Origin of the sequence: Butyricicoccus sp. AM05-1, from assembly GCF_003474415.1 — a bacterium.
In the GTDB taxonomy this organism is placed as follows: domain Bacteria; phylum Bacillota; class Clostridia; order Oscillospirales; family Butyricicoccaceae; genus Agathobaculum; species Agathobaculum butyriciproducens.
Genome location: NZ_QUDG01000002.1, coordinates 386,637 through 407,406 on the forward strand (window position 1 = coordinate 386,637; position 20,770 = coordinate 407,406).

Consider the following 20,770-nt stretch of genomic DNA (forward strand, 5'->3'; position numbering starts at 1 on the left):
ATACAATTTTCGAGGAAAAATTACAATGATGAAATCCGTTTCCCGCGTATTGCGCCGCTGCCCGCCGCATGATAAGATAATGCCGCAGCTCTCATGCAAGGAGAATCATCGTTTCATGGCACAGACCAAACACAAGGGCGGTCTGGCGGACAAGCTGATTTTATTCGCGCTGCAGCTTGGTGTGGCCGGTGTGCCGATTGCGACCGTTATCTCCAATGTGCTGAGCGCAGGCATGGTTCTCACTCACCTTGCCCGCCGGAATGACGATTTTGCGTTACAATTAAGGCAACACCCGACAGGAATATCCTATCGGGTGTTTTCTATGTCTAAGAGAGATTTTATCGCAGGTGCGGTGTTGAACACGCGGATATCCATCCGTTCACCTTTCGGGGCAGCGCGCCAAGTCTGAGACGCCCCCTTCTTCTCAACGGCAGCACTGCGAATCGGCTTGTCTACGTTCTTTTCTCCGAAAGTCATGGTAAATTTTCCTCTGCCGTTCCCTATATGGAAGCGGTCGCCGGTCTCTGACCTGCGCCAGACTAAGAAATAAAGGAACCGGGATTCACAAGGGTGGAAACCTTGGTGTCCACCCTTGTGCCCCTGCCGGGCAGGCAAGAGACCGCGATACCTTATCGCATAATAAGATACACTGTATAGACAGCATACATTGCCACCATGGCGATACCCGGCACGCGTCCGAGCTTGCCCTTGCGCGCCGGCAGATAAAATACCGCGCTGATGGCAATCAGGAACAGGCAGTCAACGATAGAGGTCGCCTGCACCGGAATCGGCGTGATAACCGACGAAACGCCGAGAATCAGGAAAATATTAAACAGGTTCGAGCCGATAACATTGCCCATTGCAATGTCGTTCTGTCCCTTGCGTGCAGCCACGATGGAAGTGACAAGCTCAGGCAGGCTGGTGCCCATGGCCACAATGGTCAGACCGATGAGCGTTTCACTCAGGCCGAACATACGAGCAATGCCGGTCGCGCCGTTTACGGCCAGCTGACCGCCGATCACGATGCACGCCAGACCGAGCAGGATATTCACCCAGATCATCGCAGTGGACATGGGTGCTTCCGCTGCCTCGGCCTCAGCTTCTGCTGCTGCGGCAGCAAGCTGCTCGCGGTTCTGCAGTGCGGTGCGGATCTGGTGCGTCAGAATGAATGCGAATATAATCAGCAGTACAACGCCTTCCCAACGGGCGATGGTCAGGTCGGGTGCGATGGCGCCCAACAGCAGTACAGACGCGAGAATGGACAGCGGCCAGTCACGGCGGAGCAGCGTTTTATCCATCACAAGCGGACAGACAGCGGCGGACAGACCGGCCACCACCAGCAGATTAAAAATGTTCGAGCCGACAACATTGCCGACCGCAATCTCGTTTGCACCGCGCAGGGCCGCGGTGACACTGACCGCCAGCTCCGGCATGGATGTGCCGAACGCAACGATGGTCAGACCGATCAGCAGCGGTGATACGCCCAGCTTGCGCGCCAGTGCGGATGCACCCGCAACAAACTTATCCGCACCCCAGATCATAAGTGCAAAGCCGATCACCAGAAATACAAATGACAGCATACAGGTTCCTCCTTCGTTTCCGGAAAATCTCGGGCAGCACCGCACCTTCACGGCAATGCCCTCGTCCCCAACAGTGTACATGCTTACGAGGGAGTTTTCGCTCGATTTCCGGCTGCAGAGCACAAAAAAAGACTTTTACCGCATACTGCGGTAAAAGTCTTGCTGCTTACGGCTCGGTACGGATTGACTTTTCGTCAATCGGGCTTGTCGGCACCGACCACGCGCTCTCGCGTGAGCTACTCCCTTTTACAGTAACTATCATATGGGAAAAAAAGCGATTAGTCAAGCCGAACTTGTGGAAATGTACACAATCTTTACGGGACAACCCCTTATAGCAGTTCAGACAAATACTGCAACAAGTGCGCGCATACAGCACGCAAATAGCATCGTCAATTTCATTCGCCATGCGCCCAGCATGGCTTCATAAAATTTCCTTGCTCTTTGCGCGCTTTATACGCTACTTTTGCCGCATTATTTATCTAAACTGCTATAATTCACGAAAAAATCTTTACAAGTCCCTCGTGAACCTATATACTATAAGGTACTGAAATTTTGAACAATCTGAAAGTGAAGGAGCATTTTCATGCTGGAATTTGAGGAATACAAGGTCAAGCTGAACAACCTCAAGCCCGAGCTTGAGGAGCTGTACACCTCGCTCGGTCTGGAGCAGGCGAAGCGTGAGGTAGAGGAGCTGGAGATCAAGTCCTCTCAGCCGGGTTTCTGGGATAATCCGGAGGAGAGCCAGAAGATTGTCTCCCGCATGGGCTCGCTCAAGGGCAAGGTTGAAGCGTACAACAAGATGACCGAGCTGTGCGATGACCTGCTCACCATCTGCGAAATGGCGATCGAAGAAAACGACGAATCCATGCTTGAGGAGCTGGAAAGCGGCTACAAGGAGCTGGAAGACGGCATTGCCGAGCAGAAGCTGCGCACGCTGCTGACTGGCGAGTACGACAGCCACAACGCGCTCGTATCCTTCCACGCCGGTGCCGGCGGCACTGAGGCACAGGACTGGTGCGCGATGCTGTACCGCATGTACACCCGCTGGGCAGAGCGTCACGGCTTTACCTATAAGATCATGGACTACCAGGATGGCGATACCGCGGGTATCAAGTCCGCCGATATTCTCATTGAGGGCGAAAACGCCTACGGCTTCCTCAAGGGTGAAAACGGCGTACACCGTCTGGTCCGTATCTCTCCGTTTGATGCATCCGGCCGCCGTCAGACCTCGTTCTCGGCTGTAGAGGTCGTTCCGGATATTCCGGATACCTCCACGGACTTTGAGATCAAGCCGGATGATTACGAAATGCAGGTTTACCGTTCGTCCGGTGCAGGCGGTCAGCACATCAATAAGACCTCGTCTGCGGTTCGACTGATTCACAAGGCAACCGGCATTGTTGTAGCCTGCCAGACCGAGCGAAGCCAGCTGCAGAACAAGGAGAACTGTCTGCGCATGCTGCGTTCCAAGCTGGTTGAGATCAAGGAGCGCGAGCATCTTGAGAAAATCTCGGACATCAAAGGCGTTCAGCAGAAGATTGAATGGGGCAGCCAGATTCGCTCCTACGTTTTCATGCCGTATACGCTTGCCAAGGATACGCGTACCGGCTTTGAAAATGCCAATATCAACGCTGTAATGGATGGCGATATTGACGGTTTTATCAACGCATACCTGTCTGCACTCGCTACCGGCGTGTGGGAAGGCAGCAAGGGCGGTAATATGTAATTTACCGCACTTCGCGTTACCGCCGTACCCACGGCGGTGGGCACAAGGATGGACACCAAGGTTTCCACCCTTGTGAATCCCGTTTCCTTTATTTCTTAGTCTGGCGCAGACCATAGACCGGCGACCGCTTCGAAAAAGAGGAACGACAGAGGATTTTTCCTCTCATAAGGACGGACCTACTTCGGGTCCGTCCTTTTCTTTTACCTATTCGCAGTTCGGTTACCCTACTGCTACACATATCGGCTACTCTGCGCAGGCGCGACATGACAGTGTCGCGCAATTCGTTAGCGCGTTATGATAGACAGCACCTGCGAAGATAAATTATACTGAACGTCTAAATTCGCAGGTGCCGTCCGTTACAACGTGCAAAAGGGTTGCGCGGCATGGTCATGCCGCGCCTGCGTAGACTCAACCGTCTGTGTAGCAGTACGCTGTCTGTGAACTGCGAAAAGGCGGAGAAAGACACGCAGCGGTAACCCGACTGCCGTTCCCCTATTTCGGAGCGGTCCCGCCTCTCCGATTTTCGCCGTGCTATCCCCAAGGGAAAGGTAGGAGTTCAAAGAGGAAGGGAAACCGCAGGTGTCCCTTCCTCTTTGCCCCAGCCGCGGGCGCGGCAGTCTCCCGCGCTCCGCAGAGCGCAACTCCCCCGCTTGATATAAGCAAAAAACTCCCCGCCCGTTAGGAACGAACACGCTCACGCAGTTCGTGCTCCCCGCACAGTCGGTGCTGAAAAGGTTCCACCCGGAAAATCCCGCTTGCTGAAATTTCCATTTTGACAAATCCCGCGCATTCCGCGTGATACAATAACACTCCGCGGCACCGGCATGGAGTCATCTAATTATCCACAAGTCTGTGGATAAATCCGTGCAAAATCACGCCGCAACGGAGGAGTTTTTACGCAGACAGCAGTTTTCACCGCAGCGGCTAAAACAAACGCGCTTCCGCTGCGATTTTACCCGTTACGCAACAATATCGCGCTGTGCACGCTCGGTGCAGACGAACGGCCGCTGACCGGTCACGATGAAGTCACCTCGGTGGACCGCAGTCTGGTGCTGAGCAGCACCGCCGTCCATCTCGGTGAGCACGGCAGCATCCACGACCTCGCTGAAAGCGAAATCTACCGCTGGGCCAACGTGCGCGGCTACGTTGCACTGCACCGCACCCAGCCCATCTATCTGAGCGAGAACCGCTGCATGATGCACCTGCGGCTGACCGGCGTGCGGCTCGGCATGGAGCAGGTGGTAGTCTACACCCGGCTTTCCGGCGGCATGGCGCGTGTAGACCGCCTGTGGCATCCCCTGTCCGAACGGGAAAACGACCCGTCCGCCGCCGTGTTTGCCGCCACAGCCGCCGCTTTAACAGCTTTATAATATCAGTAATTTGCTTATTCACAAAAAATTTATTTATATCCTGTCCACTTTATGCTATAATATTATCGTATATGTAACAAATGGGGCTATTGCGCCCTTTTGAAAGGCTGAAGAAAAGTAATGGCTAATTTTTTGACCAAAATTTTCGGCACGCACTCGTCGCACGAGCTGAAAAAGATCTACCCCATTGCGGATAAAGTGGACGCACTCGAAGAGCAGTTCAAAAAGCTGACCGACGACGAGCTGCGCGCCAAGACAGACGAATTCAAGCAGCGCTACCAGAACGGCGAAACGCTCGACCAGCTTTTGCCGGAGGCATTTGCCACCTGCCGTGAAGCAGCATGGCGCGTACTCGGTATGCGTCATTACCGTGTACAGATCATCGGCGGTATCGTCCTGCATCAGGGCCGTATCGCAGAGATAAAGACCGGTGAAGGCAAAACCCTTGTGGCTACCCTTCCCGCTTATCTGAACGCACTGACCGGCAAGGGCGTTCACATTGTCACCGTCAACGACTACCTCGCCAAGCGAGACAGTGAGTGGATGGGCAAGGTATACCGCTTCCTCGGTCTCAAGGTTGGCCTTGTCATTCACGAGGTTCCGCCGCAGGCCCGCAAGGCGATGTACGCCGCTGATATCACCTACGGCACGAACAATGAGTTCGGTTTCGACTACCTGCGCGACAACATGGCGATCTACAAAAATGCAATGGTTCAGCGTGACCATGCGTTCGCCATCGTCGATGAGGTTGACTCCATCCTGATTGATGAGGCGCGTACCCCGCTGATCATCTCCGGTCAGGGCGAGAAGTCCTCTCAGCTGTACGAGATCGCGGACCGCTTTGCCGCTCAGCTTTCCTGCCTGCGCGTCAAGGAAGTGGATGCCAAGGAGGAGCAGGACGACATCGATGCCGATTACATCGTCGATGAAAAGGCAAAGACCGCGACGCTGACCCCCCACGGTCAGAAGCGCGCCGAGGCTTACTTTAAGGTAGAAAATCTGTCCGATCCCGCGAATACCACGCTGCAGCACCACATCAACCAGGCCATCAAGGCACGCGGCGTTATGCAGCGCGACGTAGATTACGTTGTCCGTGACGGTCAGGTCATCATTGTTGATGAGTTTACCGGCCGTCTGATGTTCGGCCGCCGCTACAACGAGGGTCTGCATCAGGCGATCGAGGCCAAGGAAGGCGTAAAGGTCGAGCACGAGAGCAAGACGCTGGCAACCATCACCTTCCAGAACTACTTCCGTCTGTACGGTAAGCTGTCCGGCATGACCGGTACCGCGCTGACCGAGGAGGAGGAGTTCCGCCACACCTATCAGTTGGACGTTATCGAAATCCCGACCAACAAGCCGATCGCCCGTAAGGACAATCCGGATGCGGTTTATAAGAACGAGCGCGGCAAGATCATGGCGACCATTGCCCGCATTGAGCAGTGCCACGCAAAGGGTCAGCCGATTCTGGTCGGCACGGTTTCCATCGAAAAGTCTGAGGAACTGAGCAAGATCCTGAAGGCCAAGGGCATCAAGCACACCGTCCTGAACGCAAAGTATCACGAGCGCGAGGCAGAGATCGTTGCACAGGCCGGCAAGCCGGGCGCAGTTACCATTGCAACCAACATGGCAGGCCGTGGTACCGATATCATGCTCGGCGGCAACGCCGAGACCATGGCGCTGGATGAAATTAAGAAGTATCTCCGTCACGAGGTCGAGGACCGTGTGCAGAAGGGCGAGATGGACGAGCGCGTTGCGCACGACTACATCGACCATATGATCTACGAGGCAAACGGCCATGCCGATACCGACGATCAGGAGGTTCTCGCTATCCGTGCCAAGTTTGAGGAGCTGTACAGCAAGTTCAAGACCGAGACCGACGCGGCAGCCGAAAAGGTTCGTGCGGCAGGCGGTCTGTATATCCTCGGCACCGAGCGTCACGAGTCCCGCCGAATCGACAACCAGCTGCGCGGCCGTGCCGGCCGTCAGGGCGACCCCGGCGAATCCAGCTTCTACATTTCGCTGGAGGATGACCTCATGCGTCTGTTCGGCTCCGAGCGTATCCAGAACATGATGGACACCCTCGGCATTGCCGATGACGAGCCGATCGACCAGAAGATTCTGTCCGGCGCGATCGAAAATGCTCAGAAGAAGATCGAATCCCGCAACTTCGGCGTTCGTAAGCACGTCCTTGAGTATGACGATGTGCTGAACACCCAGCGTCAGACCATCTACGCACAGCGTCTGCAGGTGCTCGAGGGCAAGGACGTTAAGGACAACATCGTCAAGATGATCGACGAGACCATCGCCCATGCGGTTCATGCCGCCATCGGCGAGCATAACCTGATTTCGACCGAGATGGTTGAACAGGCGCGCCGTCCGTTCATCGGCGTATTCCTGCGTCCGGAGGACTGCACCTTCACGCCCGAGGAGTGCGACGACCTGACCGCTGACCAGCTGACCAACATTCTGGCAGATCAGGCGCATAAGGTTTATGACTCTAAGGAGCAGGCCCTCGGCTCGCCCATCATGCGTGAGCTGGAGCGCGTTGTACTGCTCAAGAACGTAGACAGCAAGTGGATGGACCACATCGACGCTATGACCGAGCTGCGCAACGGCATCGGCCTGCGTGCATACGGTCAGTACGATCCGGTGGTCGAGTATAAGCGCGAAGGCTTTGATATGTTCGACGCGATGATCGATTCTATCCGCGAGGATACCGTCCGCATGATTTTCCTTGCACAGGTTCGCACCCGTGAGGAACCCAAGCGTGAGCAGGTAGCCAAGGAGACCGGCGCAGCAGGCGCAACCGACGGCTCTGTCAAGGCAGAGCCCAAGCGTGCCGGCAAGAAGCCGGGCCCGAATGATCCGTGCCCGTGCGGCAGCGGCAAGAAGTATAAGAAATGCTGCTACCTCAAGCCGGACGACCCGTATAAATAACTGTCGAGAAACCGGACTTTATTGACAGACTGAAACAGGAGAGAACCGAGGTTCTCTCCTGTTTTTATTTAATTGAACGCTTCATCATTTTGTTCGGCGAACATGCGCTGCACACGGTCGAGCAGGATGGGATAGCCGGCGAGTGTTGGGTCGGCAGCCAGCAACGCTTCCGCTTCCTCGCGGGCGTTCTGCATGAGCGCAAGGTCAGCCGCCAAATCCGCAACGTGCAGTGCGGGCAGGCCGTGCTGCCGCTGACCGAAAAAGTCACCCGGACCGCGCTGTGCGAGGTCTGCGCGTGCGACCTCGAAGCCGTCGCCGGTTTTGCACAGGATGCGCAGGCGCTCCCGCGCGACCTGTCCCTTATCCGCGCCGAAGAACACGCAGTACGACTGCCGTGTACCGCGGCCGACACGTCCGCGCAGCTGGTGCAGCTGCGACAGACCGAACCGGTCTGCGTCCTCGACCACCATCAGATTGGCGTTCGGCACGTCCACACCGACCTCGATAACCGTTGTTGCGACCAGAATATCGTATTTCTGCGCTGCAAAATCGCGCATGATCTGATCTTTTTCCGCGTTTTTCATGCGTCCGTGCAGTACAGCCACGCGCCGGTGCGGAAGCAGCTTCTGCAGGTCTTTTGCATGCTGCTCCGCGCTTTTCAGCTTTGTTTCCGCATTTTCGCTGTCCTCGATAAGCGGACACACAACGTAAGCCTGTCCGCCAAGACCGACCTGCTTGTCGATGAAGGCAGTAATACGCTTGCGCATGTTTTCGCCCACGGCGTAGGTCTCAACCGGACTTCTGCCGGGCGGGATCTCGTCCAGCACGGACACATCCAGATCGCCGTACATGATGAGTGCGAGCGTACGCGGAATCGGCGTAGCCGACATGACGAGCACATGCGGCGAGCCGCCTTTCGCGGACAGCGCGGCACGCTGCGCCACACCGAACCGGTGCTGCTCATCCGCGATAACGGCACCCAACCGATGAAACTGCACACCCTGTTGAATGAGCGCGTGTGTGCCCACGACCACCTGCGCCGCGCCGGTCTCGATGGCGGCCAGTGCCGCACGTTTCTGCGCGGCAGTCATCGATCCGGTAAGCAGCGTGCACGAGATGCCCAGCTTATCCAGCATGGGTGCAAGCGTCTCCGCGTGCTGCGCAGCGAGGATTTCGGTCGGCGCCATGAAAGCCGCCTGCCAGCCGTTCTGCGCGGCCAGCGCACACAATCCGGCCGCTACCACTGTCTTGCCCGAGCCGACATCGCCCTGCACCAGCCGGTTCATCGGCCGTCCGGAGGCGCAGTCTGCCGCAATCTCCATAATCGCACGCCGCTGTGCACCGGTCGTCGTAAACGGCAGGGCTTCAAAGAACGAATCCAATCCATTTGAGGTGAAAACAATGCCGGAATCCGCCTTTCGACGCTCCTTCAGCTGCTGCAGGCCGCAGCAGAGCAAAAACAGCTCCTCGAATACCATGCGTCGGCGCGCCTGCGCCACATCGTCCTTGGTTTTCGGTCGGTGAATTGCAGAAAGTGCGTCTACTGCGTCCGACAGGCGGTATTTCGCCCGCAAAAGTTCGGGCAGCGGATCCGGCCATTCACCGGTCAGCGTGTCGAGCGCGGCAGCGGTTACGCGCTCAAGATCGCGCTGGGTCAGTCCCGCCGTCAGCGGATAGACCGGCACGATGCGTCCCGGGTGGTCAGCGTCCGGTGCGACCTTCTCGGACTGCGGGGAAACCATTGTGCGGCCGCGTCCATAGCCCTGTACCTTGCCGTAGAACACATACTCCTGTCCGACGCGCAGCTGCGCCGCAGCATACGGATTGTTGAAGTAGGTGACGTTCAGCGTGCCGGTTTCATCGTAAATCGTACACTTAACCAACGTCAGGCCCTTGCGGATACGGTTGACCTTGGGTTCGGTGCCGACCACAGCGCGCACGGCGTACTTGTCCTCCATGTCGATTTCCGCAATCGGCGTGATGTGGGTGCGGTCCTCATAGTCGCGCGGGTAGGTCTCGAGCGCGTCACGGAGCGTGCGAATATGCAGTTTTTCGAGCAGCTTCGCCTTTTTCGGGCCGATGCCCCTGACGAACTGGATGCTGTCATCAACCGATGGCATGTGGACTCTCCTTTGGGAATTTTGATTTACAAAGCACCCGCCTTACGGGACGCGCGAACCGCGCAGGCGGTTCGCCCATTCTGGGCGGCACCCTTTTTCTGCACCAATTGACCGGGGCGCACGAACCGCTCAGGCGGTTCGCCCTAACGGGCGGAGCGTTTTTCGCTGAACCTCAGTGAAGGAGCTGCGCTCTGCGGAGCACGGGAGACTGCCGCGTCCGCGGCGGGGACAAAAAGGAAGGGACACTTGCGGTTTGCCCGTAGGCTGCTAAACATTGTTCCCGCGCCGTGCGCGGATTAAATGAGTGCCCTTCCTCTTTGAACTCCTACCTTTCCCTTATTTGATAGCCTGACGCAGACCAGAGACCGGCGACAGCTTCGAAAATAAGAGTACGACAGAGGATTTTTTCTTCCGTATATTTCTCAACCTGTTCGCAGTGTCAGATACCATTCTGCTGCACAGATCGGCTATTTCCAGCAGGCGCGGCATGACGGTGCCGCGCAATTCGATAGCGCGTTGCTACAGACAGTTTCTGCGAAGATAAATTGTACCAAACACCTAATCCGTAGGTGCCGTGCGGTACAACGTGTTAAAGAGTTGCGCGACACGAGTATGTCGCGCTTGCGGAGACTGAACCGTCTGCGTAGCAGTACGCTATCTGTGAACTGCGAACAGGTTGCGAAAGACACGCTGTGGTAACCCGACTGCCGTTCCCCTTTTCGAAGCGGTCGCCGCTCTCTGGTCTGCGCCAGACTAATAAACAAAGGGAAACGGGAGTTAAGAGGGTAGAAACCGTAGGTGTCTACCCTCTTGCCCTCGCTGCGGGAGCGGCAAATCCCCCGCTTGATTTCAAGCGAAAAACCTCCCGCCCGTTAGGGGCGAACATGCCTGCGGCAGTTCGCGTCCCCCGCTCAGCCGGTACTGAAAAAGGCTGCTCTTAATACTCGCGGTAAACCGCCTTCACCACGCCTAAAATTTGGCACCCGGTGCCGTTGATCGGCGGATACGCCGGATTCTCCGGCATGAGCCATACACCGTCCGGCGTGATGTTGAGCGTCTTGCAGGTGGCCTCATCCTCGAGCAGCGCGATTACGATGTCGCCGTTGCACGCCTGCACATCCTGCCGGATAATGACCAGATCATCATCCATAATGCCCACGCCGATCATCGAATCGCCGCGAATGCGCAGCGCGTAATACTCGCCGCCTCCCGCTGCCGGTTCGAACGGCACATAGCCGATATGCTCCTCCACCGCGAGGATCGGCATACCGGCGGTGACGCGGCCCAGAATCGGCACGCGCGGCACCATGGAAGGGCCGCTGACCGGCGTCAGCGCACGCGATTTATGCTCATTCGGCTCCAGATAACCGGCCTCCTGCAGCTTTTTCAGGTGCGCATGCACGGTGGACGGCGACCGCAGTCCCATCTCTGCACCAATCTCGCGCACCGAAGGCGGATAGCCGTGTTCGAGGGAATAACTGCTTATATACTCCAGTATCTGCTGTTGTTTGGCGGAAATCTTCTTCATTTTCGGCACTCCTCGCTGTTTCCGTCGGAACATACGTTCGTAATTTTATCCTTATTATACCGCAATCCGCTGCAATAAGCAAACATTTGTTTGCATTAACCTGCACGAATTTTCCGCGTTATTCGACACTATCCTTCAATTTATCCATTTTCTGCCGTTGTGTTGAAAAATAACGCAGTTTCATCACCGCATTGCTTGTATTTTACATGATTTTGTTATATCATATAAACAGCAAAAGTATTGATTATTGCAAGGGGACCCGCATTCTGCACCCCTAACTCGCAGGGAGGTTTTTATATGACCATCAAGACCGATCTCGGATATATCGACATTACCAACGAGGTGCTGGCCGGCATTGCCGGTTACGCAGCATCCTCCTGCTTCGGTGTCAAAGGCATGACCATCCGCTCCATGTCGGACGGACTGGCACACCTGCTCGGACTGGAAAACCAGTCGCGCGGCGTAAAGGTCACCGAGGCTGTGGACGGCGGTGTCAACATCGACCTGCACATTGCAGTCGAGCACGGCGTGAATATCGCCACCGTCTGCCGCTCTATCATCGGTGAGGTACGCTACAACGTTGAGCGCCTGACCGGTGTGGACGTAAAGAACGTCGATATCTATGTAGAGAGCATCAAGGCGGACTGACTTCCGCCATATCGAAAGGGTCGCTATGCCCTTTTCCGCCGCATTTGGCTTGCGGCAACACCTTTTACTTTTAGGAGAGTTAGATAAATGGCAGATCAGAAAATCAACGGTGCGCTGTACCGGTCCATGGTGATCGAGGGCGCACTCGCCATTGCCGAAAAGAAGGAACAGGCAAACGAACTGAACGTATTCCCGGTGCCGGACGGCGATACCGGCACGAATATGTCCATGACGATGGGTTCCGCGATGGCTGAGATGGAAAAGCTCGCTGAGCCGACCCTCGCCAAAGCGGCGGATGCGACCGCTTCCGCGCTGCTGCGCGGCGCGCGCGGCAACTCGGGTGTTATCCTGTCGCTGCTGTTCCGCGGCATGGCGAAAAAGCTGCGCGAGACCGACGAGGCTGACGGCCGCACACTCGCGCTTGCGCTGCGCGAGGGCGTAGACACCGCCTACAAGGCGGTTATGAAGCCCGCTGAGGGCACCATCCTGACCGTATCGCGCGTTGCGGCACAGCACGCGGTCGAGCTGTGTCAGGCCGAGCCGACGCTCACCGCAGAGCAGGTTCTGGCAGCGATCCTCGAGCAGGGCCACACCGCACTCGAGGAGACCGTTCACCAGAATCCGGTGCTTGAAAAGGCAGGCGTGGTTGACGCCGGCGGCTTCGGCTTTATCACCATCTTCGAGGGCATGCTGGACGCGCTGCGCGGCATCCACAAGGAACGTGCTGTTGCGGCAGAGCCGACCAAGTCCACCGCAGACTTCGCTGCGATCAACGACGAGGACATCACCTTCACCTACTGCACCGAGTTCATCGCATCCCGCAAGGACAAGGCGCGCAATGTTGCCCGTCTGCGCTCTATCCTGAACGAAATCGGCGATTCGCTGGTTGTTGTCGAGGATGATGATATCGTCAAGGTACACGTTCACACCGACCAGCCGAACAAGGCGCTCGAGGAGGGTCTGAAATTCGGTCCGCTGCTGACCGTTAAGATCGAAAACATGCGCGAGCAGCACACCGCCAAGGTAATCGAGGGCACGGCAGACGCGCCCAAGGAGCGCGTGATCGTTCCGGCAGAGAAGAAGTTTGGCTTTGTAGCCGTTGCGGCCGGTGAGGGTCTCAAAACCCTGTTTACCGACCTCGGCGCGGACGTTGTCGTACAGGGCGGACAGACCATGAACCCGTCCACCGACGATATTCTGCACGCTGTCGATGCCGTTCCGGCAGAGATCGTTTTCGTGCTGCCGAACAACAAGAATATCATCATGGCTGCCGAGCAGGCGGTTCATCTCTCCGAGGAGAAAAAGGTGATCGTCGTGCCGACCAAGACCATCCCGCAGGGTATTTCGGCCATGCTGGCGGTCGATCCGGAAGCCGAGCAGGACAGCGAGCTGGCGCTTGCTATGCTGGACGCGGCAAAGCACGTCCGCAGCGGTCAGGTGACTTACGCGGCCCGCGACAGCGAGTTTGACGGCAAGAAGATCAAGCAGGGTGAGTATCTGTCGCTGTGCGAGGGCAAGCTGTGCGCCAACGGCAAGGAAACCTCGGTCCTCAAAAAGCTGGCTCGCGAGATGGTCTCCGACGACAGTGCATTTGCGACCGTTATCTTCGGCGAGGGCGTTACCGAGGAGCAGGCCGCTGAGGTTGAGAACCTGCTGCATAAGGAAAACAAGGAGATGGAGATCAACGTCATCGACGGCGGTCAGCCGGTTTACTACTACATCATTTCGGTGGAGTAAACCATCCTCTAAGCATAAAAAAGCATCGGAAACTGCGTTTCCGATGCTTTTTTCGTGAAATTTCGTCTGCTGCGATTTACTTTACAAGCTCAGCTGCCATATCGAACATGGTCTGTGCGTCCAGACCGGTATCAAAGCCGCTGATGAGGTAGGTTACGCCGTCCTGCTCCCAGAGCACGGACTGGAACATCTTATCCTCCACCTCGTCCGAGCCATAATAGCTGATAACGAGTTCGCCGTTCTTCTCCTGCTGCTTTTCCTCGTCAGACTTCTCGTAGTCGTCCGGTACGAAGCGGTAGTGTGCATCGCGATAGGTCAGCGTAACGCCGTTTACCTCGGCAGTCGTTGCCGGAACCGGATTCTCCATCTCGTCCTCGGTGAACACGGTGTAGCTCTTGTGCGCGGACAGATTCAGCTCCGCGCCATTCTTCGTGTAGGTTGCGTCCACCTCGGCGATTTTCTCCGTTTCACCCACACCATTCCGTGCGGTGGTATCCACATCAGAGCCGTAGCTGAACGTATACTCGCCAATCTTGTCCGGCAGCGTGAGCACTACACCGGCATCAGCCAGATGCGCCTGCGTGCTCGACAGATCCAGCCGCTGGTCAGACCAGCCCTCACTGAAAATGCCGCCCATGCCGCCGGCTGCGAATGCGCCGGTCACCGCAATCGCAGCGACAGCGGCAACCGCCACAAAGCGTTTGCTCCACAGATGACGCTTGCGTGCCGGTGCATTGTTCAGTGCGAATTTGACGCGCGTCTGCATCGAATCCGGTGCATGCAGCTCATCTGCACACTGATGCAGCATTTCCTTGATTTCACGTTCCATTTTGATTTCATCCATGATTTGCAGCCTCCTTCGGCTTCCGTTCTTCGGTCAGCGCCTGCCGCAGATGGCGGCGAGCGGAAAAAAGGCGGGATTTCACCGTTCCCTCGGTCACGCCGGTCGCCTGCGCGATCTCACGCACCGAGCGATCATCGAAGTAATACAGCACCACGGTCACGCGGCGTTTTTCGTCCAGTGTGTCGAGGGCGGCATACAGTCGGCGCTGCTCATCCGTCCGCAGCACGGCGGACAGTGCGCTTTCGCTCTCACCTGCATCGAAAAATTCGGATACCGGCGTTTCCCGCTTGGCTTTGCGGCAGTACTTCCATGCCGCGCGCGACAGCGTTCTGAGCAGCCACGGCCGGAATTTGCTGCCGTCCCGCAGCGATTTGATGGACTGCGCACAGGTGACAAAGGCCTCCTGCGCCAGATCCTCGCCGTCCGTCCTGCTGCCGGTGATTAGGCACGCAAGGCGGTATGCATCGTCCTTGTAGCGCTCGTACAGCTCGTCGAACGCCTGCATATCGCCGTGCTGCATGCGGCTGACAAGCTCTTTATCGTTCATAACTTTCTATCCTTTCCCTGGGTGCGTCTGTATATAAGAGCAGCCACTCCGGATTCGGTTCATTTTATTTTCGGTGAAATCCGCGTCCTTTGACGCACCCGAGTATAAGAGCCGCGAAGCGGCAGGCCGGTTCATTTTTATTTAACGGACACTTTGTACAGTTTTGACGGTTGCGTTTAACGTGGATGTATTCTATACTTAATTTATAAAATCTGGATTGTGCCGCTGTATCGTGTGGTCGCTTGCGAAGCGAACCTAACTCGCCTGCCCGGCGAGGGCACAAGAAGGAGACAACCTGCGGTTTTCTCCTTCTTGTGAATCTTCCTCTTTCCCTTAGAGGGCACGGCGAAAATCGGAGAGACGAGACCGCTCCGAAAAGGGGAACGGCAGAGGATTTTTTCTTCCGTTGGGGAGCACAATGTGCTCCCATTCCCCTGCCTATACGCAGTGCCAGATACTCTGTTGCTACACATGCGGTTCCGTCTCCGCAGGCGCGACATACCCGTGTCGCGCAACCCTTTGGCACGTTGTAACGGAAGGCACCTGCGAATTTAGGTATTCGCTACAATTTATCTTCGTAGGCCCTGTCTATCATAACACGCTAACGAATTGTGCGGCACTGTTATGCCGCACTCTGCGGTGATTATACCACATGTGTAGCAGAACGGTATCTGACCCTGCGAATATGCGGATACATGGACGCGCAAAGCACGTCCTGCGGTAGAGAAAATCCTCTGTCGCGTCCTTATAGTCTCAGTTCACTAATTTTCGCCGTGCTATCCCCAAGGGAAACGGGAGTCCCAAGAGGGTAGAAACCGTAGGTGTCTACCCTTTTGGTTTCCCCGGCGAAACCGCCGCAGTTCTTTCACTGCGCAAGCGACCATCCCCCGTTAAGGGAAAAAGAAAGGAAGTGCTTCCATGAATCAGCACCAATTCTTCACAGGAGAAATTTTCGACGCCTACCGCTGGTTTGGCGCTCACATAGAGCAAAACGCTGTCGTTTTCCGTACATTTGCACCCAATGCCAGCCGCATTACGCTGACCGGCGCGTGCAACGGCTGGACCGAAACCGATCTGGTACAGGACGGCCGCAGCGGCTGCTGGTCGGTCTCTGTGCAGGACGCCCGCGCAGGCCAGCTTTACAAATACCGCATCTACGGCCCGGACGGCTCTGTCACCGAGCACTGCGATCCCTACGGCTTTGCAATGGAGCTGCGGCCTGCCTGCTGCTCGATTATCACCGACCTTGACGAGTACCGCTTCACAGACGAGGCGTGGATGGCTGACCGCACGGCTTCGCCGGACGCACCGCTGAGCATCTACGAGATGCACCTCGGCTCGTGGATGCGCAATCCGGATGACGCAAACGGCTGGTACACCTACGATGAAATCGCCCGCCGACTGATTCCCTATCTGCAGGAAAACGGCTACACGCATGTGGAGTTTCTGCCGCTGTCCGAGCACCCGTTTGACGGCTCCTGGGGCTACCAGAACACCGGATTTTTTGCCCCGACCTCGCGCTACGGCACACCGGCACAGCTGAAAATACTGATTGACAAGCTGCATCATGCCGGTATCGGTGCGATCATGGATTTTGTACCGGTACACTTTGCCGTGGACTCCTACGGTCTGGCGAAATACGACGGCACGCACCTGTACGAGTACCCGCACAGCGCGGTCGGTGAAAGCGAATGGGGCAGCTACAATTTCATTCATTCCAGACGGGAAGTGCGCTGTTTTCTGCAGTCTGCAGCCGATTACTGGCTCACTGAGTTTCATTTTGACGGTCTGCGCATGGATGCGGTCTCGCGCCTGATCTACTGGCAGGGCGATCCCGCGCGCGGCATCAACGGCGACACGCTCGACTTCCTTAAAAATATGAACCGCGGTCTGAAAGCCCGCCATCCCTCGGCTCTGCTCATCGCTGAGGACTCGACTGCCTATCCCGGTGTCACCCGTCCGGTGGACGAGGGCGGCTTGGGCTTCGACTACAAGTGGGATCTCGGCTGGATGCACGACACGCTCGAGTTCTGCCAGACCCAGCCGGATCTGCGTCCGCGTGATCATGGCAAACTGCTCTGGTCGATGCATTATTTCGGCAACGAACACTATCTGCTGCCGCTCTCGCACGACGAGGTTGTGCACGGCAAGGCGGCAATCGTGCAGAAAATGTGGGGCGCGGACGAATGCGACAAGTATGCGCAGGCGCGTGTGATGTATCTGTATATGTTCACACATCCGGGTAAAAAGCTGAATTTCATGGGTAACGAGCTGGGTCAGCTGTACGAATGGAGCGAAGCCGGTACGCTGGACTGGGCACTGGCAGAACGTCCGTTCCACCGATTTTTCCACAGCCTGTGCAAAACTTATGTGGAGAATCCCGCGCTGCACGCAGATTATGCGCCGGATAATTTCCGGTGGGCGGAAAATCATGTGGATGCGCCCTGCGTATTCGGCATGGAGCGCCGTGCAAACGGAGAAACGCTGCTCGCCCTGTGCAATTTTGCGGACAGCGAACAGAAATTCACCGCTTCCCTGCCGAAGTTTACGATTCTGCTTGACAGCAATGCCGCGGAGTTCGGCGGCACCGGAGAGACGCTTGCCGTCTCCCGCAAGGATGATCTGTGTACGGTTGCACTGCCGCGATACAGTGCGGTTCTGCTCAAGCTGTAAAATCAAAAAGCGCTCTGCCAAAAACAGAGCGCTTTTCCTATTTATTCGACCGAAATCGGCTTTATCATCTGATAATGCAGTCCGTTCTCATCGCGGTACTCGCCGCGCTGCAGGAAACCGAATTTATGATAAAATCCCTGTGCACGCATGTTTTTCTCGGCGACACGAGCACACAGCTCGCGCTTGCCGAGCGCACGGTACACGCTGATGGCCTGACCGAGAATCTGTCCGCTCAGACCGCAGCCGCGGTAGTCACCGGCAATGCAGAAGCCGCCGACCAGACCGATCTCCGGCTGCTCCTCCCACCAGGTTTTCAGGTAAACGAGTGCGGCCTCTTCCCCGCCTTCCAGACAGCCGAAGGTACACGCCCGCGGCGAAACCTTCTGTGCCCGCTCTACATCGCGGATGAGCGCATCCGGATCGAGGTTTGCATCCGTACCGTAGGCATTCTTGTGCAGTTCGCGCATGAATCCCACGATTTTATCCACATCCTGTGGATTCTTTGGGTCAGCGCGGCGGAACCAGATCTGCGGCGACGCCGGAATACCCTTGGTATTCGTCCAGCCAATGGACGCAAACGTGGAGTATTCCTGCGGCAAATGCGAGGCATCATTCTCGTAAACCACGTCGATATTGCCGTTTTCGTCAAATTCCAGCTTGGCAACACAGGTGTTGTCACCCCAGCCGATTTCGCCCATCTGTTCGGGTGCAAAGCCGTGTGCAATCGTCAGCATGCCGCGAATCGCACTGCCGTGCGTCACTACTGCGACCTCTTTGCCCTCATTTTCACGCACAATCGCGCGCACGCCGTCCAGCATGCGCTGACCGGCCTGCATGACCGTCTCGCCGTGCGGCGGCGCTGCTTCCCACGGACGGGCACACCACAGCGCGTACTGCTCAGGCCATGTGTGCGGCAGCTCGGCCCACGGAATGTCCTCCCAGTCTCCCATATCAATCTCGCGCAGCACCGGTCGGGTCTCCACCGAAAGATGATGCGGCTCTGCCACAGCCTGTGCCGTTACGCGTGCGCGGAACAGGTCGGACGAGTAAACCGCCGCAAGCGGCACATTCTCAAACCGCTTTGCCAGATACGGCAGCTGCTTGTATGCCCGCGTGGTCAGCAGCGCGTTGTACTGACCATGACACCGGCGGTATACATTGCCCTCTGCCTCAGCATGACGGATGATGTAGACCGTGGTTCTCATCAGCCTACCTCAACCGCGCCGGACAGCTCGGTGACAGACTTCACGCCGTGTGCATCCAGCCACTCGTTCAGCTCGGCAAGCGCCTTGACCGGAGCGGTCGGGTCGTTGAACATCACCGTACCCATGGCAACCGCGTCTGCGCCCGCAAGCATCATTTCGACAATATCACGTCCGGTTCGGATGCCGCCCATGCCGAGAATCGGCACGGAAACCGCCTTACGCACCTGATATACCATGCGAACCGCAACCGGGAACACCGCCGGACCGGACAGACCGCCCATTACGTTGGACAGGATCGGCTTGCGTTTTTCGATATCAATGCGCATACCGAGCAGTGTATTGATGAGCGAAAGCGCGTCCGCACCTGCGGACTCCGCCGCGCGTGCAATCTCCGCAATATCGGTGACATTCGGGGACAGCTTGACGATCAGCGGCTTCTTCGCCTTAGCCTTGGCTGCCGAAACAACCTCCTCGACCATCTTCGGCTGGGTGCCGAAGGCCATGCCGCCGCATTTTACGTTCGGACAGGAGATGTTCATCTCGATGAGGTCAACATCCGCATCCGAAATCTTCTCGACCATGCCCTCGTACTCCTCGACCGTGTTGCCGGAGACGTTGGCAATGATTTTGGTGTCGTACCGGCGCAGGAACGGAATCTGCTCCTCGATGAAACGGTCAATGCCCGGGTTCTGCAGGCCGACACAGTTGAGAATACCCTGCGGGGTCTCCGCGATGCGCGGCGCCGGATTGCCGAGACGCTCGGTCGGTGTCAGACCTTTAACGCCGATGCCGCCAAGCTGGGACAGGTCAAAAAATTCGCCGTACTCATGCCCGAAGCCAAAGGTGCCGGATGCGGTCGTGATCGGGTTTTTCAGCTCAACGCCGCAAAAGTTCACTCTTAAATCTGCCATTACCACTCGACCTCCTCAGCATTGAACACCGGACCGTCCTTGCAGACATGACCGTAACGGGTTTCGCCGTTTTCCGACTTGAGCGCGCACGCGCACACCAGACAGGCACCGATGCCGCAGCCCATGCGCTCCTCCATCGAAACCTGACAGGGTACGCCGGCTTCCTTTGCAATCGCCGCAATCGCCTTCAGCATAGGCTTGGGACCGCAGGCAGCCACGCCGGTCGCACCTGCCACCTGCTCCTTCAGCACATCGGTGACAAAGCCGTGACGCGCGTAGGTGCCGTCGTCGGTGGTGACAAAGGTCTCGCATTCATCACGGAAGTCGCCCTCCAGGATCACCGCACCCTTGTTGCGGAAACCGAGGATTGCGGCAGGCTGTGCACCCTTTTCTACTGCCGTGCGTACACAGCCAAGCATCGGCGGTACGCCAATGCCGCCGCCGATAAAGATCGGACGATCCCCCAGTGCCTGTACGTCAAAGCCGTGTCCAAGCGGTCCAAGCACGTCGAGCACATCGCCAACCTTGCGTTCGCTCAGCCACTTTGTGCCATCGCCCTTCACCTGAAAAACAATGCGCAGATGGCTGCCCTGCCAGGTGCAGATCGAAATCGGGCGGCGCAGCAGATGGCCCTCGCCGCATGCAATGTGGACGAACTGACCGCACTGCGTCAGTTTAACAATTTCCGGTGCGTCCAGCACCATCAGATACAGACCCTCGCCCAGCCGTGTATTTTCTACAACACGGCAGTTTTCCTGAATCGACATAACATTTCTCCCTCCGTTGATCGGTCTGCCGACGAAACAGTGGATTTTTCGACAGCAGGCGAAAAATTTTTCGATAGTTCTATTGTACAGGAAAATCGGGAAAAAGAAAAGATTCTCCTGCATTTTATGCAAAAGAAAAAGCAGCAACTTTCGTTGCTGCTTAGATGTAGGCGTTGAGTT

The 20,770-nt window shown here is 56.8% G+C and carries 14 protein-coding genes and 1 pseudogene; 7 read left to right on the forward strand and 8 right to left on the reverse strand.

The genetic code is table 11. From position 1 onward, the window contains the following. Positions 1 to 25 precede the first annotated feature (25 nt). A complete protein-coding gene (locus tag DW088_RS05780) occupies positions 26 to 409 on the forward strand; it encodes a hypothetical protein (protein WP_147356552.1) in 384 nt (127 codons plus the stop codon). A gap of 220 nt (positions 410 to 629) precedes the next feature. On the opposite strand, the gene DW088_RS05785 is transcribed toward DW088_RS05780, so the two are convergent. Beyond that, positions 630 to 1,580: a calcium/sodium antiporter gene (locus DW088_RS05785; RefSeq protein WP_118760733.1), complete on the reverse strand. Its 951-nt coding sequence runs from the start codon at positions 1,578 to 1,580 to the stop codon at positions 630 to 632. Positions 1,581 to 2,163: 583 nt separating this feature from the next. On the opposite strand from DW088_RS05785, the gene prfB reads away from it, so the two are divergent. From prfB to secA, 3 genes are all read left to right on the forward strand, one after another. Continuing rightward, the gene (gene prfB, locus DW088_RS05790; RefSeq protein ID WP_110435513.1) at positions 2,164 to 3,303 is read left to right on the forward strand and encodes a peptide chain release factor 2; all 1,140 of its coding nucleotides are present in this window, start codon (positions 2,164 to 2,166) and stop codon (positions 3,301 to 3,303) included. Positions 3,304 to 4,337: 1,034 nt separating this feature from the next. Continuing rightward, on the forward strand, positions 4,338 to 4,673 hold the full coding sequence (locus DW088_RS05795) for a hypothetical protein (RefSeq protein ID WP_116704759.1): 336 nt from the start codon (positions 4,338 to 4,340) through the stop codon (positions 4,671 to 4,673). Positions 4,674 to 4,793: 120 nt separating this feature from the next. Next, the gene (gene secA, locus DW088_RS05800; RefSeq protein ID WP_118360091.1) at positions 4,794 to 7,610 is read left to right on the forward strand and encodes a preprotein translocase subunit SecA; all 2,817 of its coding nucleotides are present in this window, start codon (positions 4,794 to 4,796) and stop codon (positions 7,608 to 7,610) included. A 68-nt stretch (positions 7,611 to 7,678) separates the two neighbouring features. Here secA and recG read toward each other — a convergent pair. Further along, positions 7,679 to 9,733, reverse strand: a pseudogene (gene recG, locus DW088_RS05805) (ATP-dependent DNA helicase RecG); the annotation flags it as partial. Positions 9,734 to 10,667: 934 nt separating this feature from the next. Then, positions 10,668 to 11,258: a transcriptional repressor LexA gene (gene lexA / locus DW088_RS05810; RefSeq protein ID WP_118360093.1), complete on the reverse strand. Its 591-nt coding sequence runs from the start codon at positions 11,256 to 11,258 to the stop codon at positions 10,668 to 10,670. A 297-nt stretch (positions 11,259 to 11,555) separates the two neighbouring features. Between lexA and DW088_RS05815 the strand changes: the two genes are divergently transcribed. Both DW088_RS05815 and DW088_RS05820 read left to right on the forward strand, forming a co-directional pair. Then, entirely contained in the window at positions 11,556 to 11,906 is a 351-nt protein-coding gene (locus tag DW088_RS05815; protein WP_118360094.1) for an Asp23/Gls24 family envelope stress response protein, read from the forward strand. 87 nt (positions 11,907 to 11,993) lie between these two features. Next, entirely contained in the window at positions 11,994 to 13,643 is a 1,650-nt protein-coding gene (locus tag DW088_RS05820) for a DAK2 domain-containing protein (RefSeq protein WP_118360095.1), read from the forward strand. 76 nt (positions 13,644 to 13,719) lie between these two features. Here DW088_RS05820 and DW088_RS05825 read toward each other — a convergent pair whose 3' ends face one another. Both DW088_RS05825 and DW088_RS05830 read right to left on the reverse strand, forming a co-directional pair. Then, positions 13,720 to 14,487, reverse strand: coding sequence for a hypothetical protein (locus DW088_RS05825; RefSeq protein WP_118360096.1), 768 nt, complete (start codon positions 14,485 to 14,487; stop codon positions 13,720 to 13,722). Next, positions 14,480 to 15,034 (reverse strand): RNA polymerase sigma factor, encoded by a 555-nt coding sequence (locus tag DW088_RS05830; RefSeq protein ID WP_116704761.1) that lies wholly within the window; start codon positions 15,032 to 15,034, stop codon positions 14,480 to 14,482. The genes DW088_RS05825 and DW088_RS05830 overlap by 8 nt, the downstream gene beginning before the upstream one ends. A gap of 918 nt (positions 15,035 to 15,952) precedes the next feature. Here DW088_RS05830 and glgB point away from each other — a divergent pair. Beyond that, positions 15,953 to 17,707 carry a 1,4-alpha-glucan branching protein GlgB gene (gene glgB, locus DW088_RS05835; RefSeq protein ID WP_118360097.1) on the forward strand — a complete coding sequence of 585 codons (1,755 nt, stop codon included), beginning with the start codon at positions 15,953 to 15,955 and terminating at the stop codon, positions 17,705 to 17,707. 41 nt (positions 17,708 to 17,748) lie between these two features. Here glgB and DW088_RS05840 read toward each other — a convergent pair whose 3' ends face one another. Genes DW088_RS05840 through DW088_RS05850 form a run of 3 tightly spaced genes read right to left on the reverse strand, consistent with a single transcriptional unit; the run spans position 17,749 to position 20,590 of the window. Further along, on the reverse strand, positions 17,749 to 18,912 hold the full coding sequence (locus tag DW088_RS05840; RefSeq protein WP_118360098.1) for a bifunctional histidine phosphatase family protein/GNAT family N-acetyltransferase: 1,164 nt from the start codon (positions 18,910 to 18,912) through the stop codon (positions 17,749 to 17,751). Next, positions 18,912 to 19,823 (reverse strand): dihydroorotate dehydrogenase, encoded by a 912-nt coding sequence (locus DW088_RS05845; protein WP_110435524.1) that lies wholly within the window; start codon positions 19,821 to 19,823, stop codon positions 18,912 to 18,914. The genes DW088_RS05840 and DW088_RS05845 overlap by 1 nt, the downstream gene beginning before the upstream one ends. Further along, the gene (locus DW088_RS05850; RefSeq protein ID WP_118360099.1) at positions 19,823 to 20,590 is read right to left on the reverse strand and encodes a dihydroorotate dehydrogenase electron transfer subunit; all 768 of its coding nucleotides are present in this window, start codon (positions 20,588 to 20,590) and stop codon (positions 19,823 to 19,825) included. Before DW088_RS05850 ends, DW088_RS05845 begins: the two co-directional genes overlap by 1 nt. Positions 20,591 to 20,770: the final 180 nt, after the last annotated feature.

Excerpts from the sequence above, each read along its gene's own strand:
- lexA (WP_118360093.1), bottom strand. The coding sequence starts at position 11,258 with ATGAAGAAGATTTCCGCCAAACAACAGCAGATACTGGAGTATATAAGC.
- DW088_RS05830 (WP_116704761.1), bottom strand. The coding sequence starts at position 15,034 with ATGAACGATAAAGAGCTTGTCAGCCGCATGCAGCACGGCGATATGCAG.
- DW088_RS05840 (WP_118360098.1), bottom strand. The coding sequence starts at position 18,912 with ATGAGAACCACGGTCTACATCATCCGTCATGCTGAGGCAGAGGGCAAT.
- prfB (WP_110435513.1), top strand. The coding sequence starts at position 2,164 with ATGCTGGAATTTGAGGAATACAAGGTCAAGCTGAACAACCTCAAGCCC.
- secA (WP_118360091.1), top strand. The coding sequence starts at position 4,794 with ATGGCTAATTTTTTGACCAAAATTTTCGGCACGCACTCGTCGCACGAG.
- DW088_RS05825 (WP_118360096.1), bottom strand. The coding sequence starts at position 14,487 with ATGGATGAAATCAAAATGGAACGTGAAATCAAGGAAATGCTGCATCAG.
- DW088_RS05785 (WP_118760733.1), bottom strand. The coding sequence starts at position 1,580 with ATGCTGTCATTTGTATTTCTGGTGATCGGCTTTGCACTTATGATCTGG.
- DW088_RS05850 (WP_118360099.1), bottom strand. The coding sequence starts at position 20,590 with ATGTCGATTCAGGAAAACTGCCGTGTTGTAGAAAATACACGGCTGGGC.
- DW088_RS05820 (WP_118360095.1), top strand. The coding sequence starts at position 11,994 with ATGGCAGATCAGAAAATCAACGGTGCGCTGTACCGGTCCATGGTGATC.
- DW088_RS05780 (WP_147356552.1), top strand. The coding sequence starts at position 26 with ATGATGAAATCCGTTTCCCGCGTATTGCGCCGCTGCCCGCCGCATGAT.
- DW088_RS05845 (WP_110435524.1), bottom strand. The coding sequence starts at position 19,823 with ATGGCAGATTTAAGAGTGAACTTTTGCGGCGTTGAGCTGAAAAACCCG.
- DW088_RS05815 (WP_118360094.1), top strand. The coding sequence starts at position 11,556 with ATGACCATCAAGACCGATCTCGGATATATCGACATTACCAACGAGGTG.
- glgB (WP_118360097.1), top strand. The coding sequence starts at position 15,953 with ATGAATCAGCACCAATTCTTCACAGGAGAAATTTTCGACGCCTACCGC.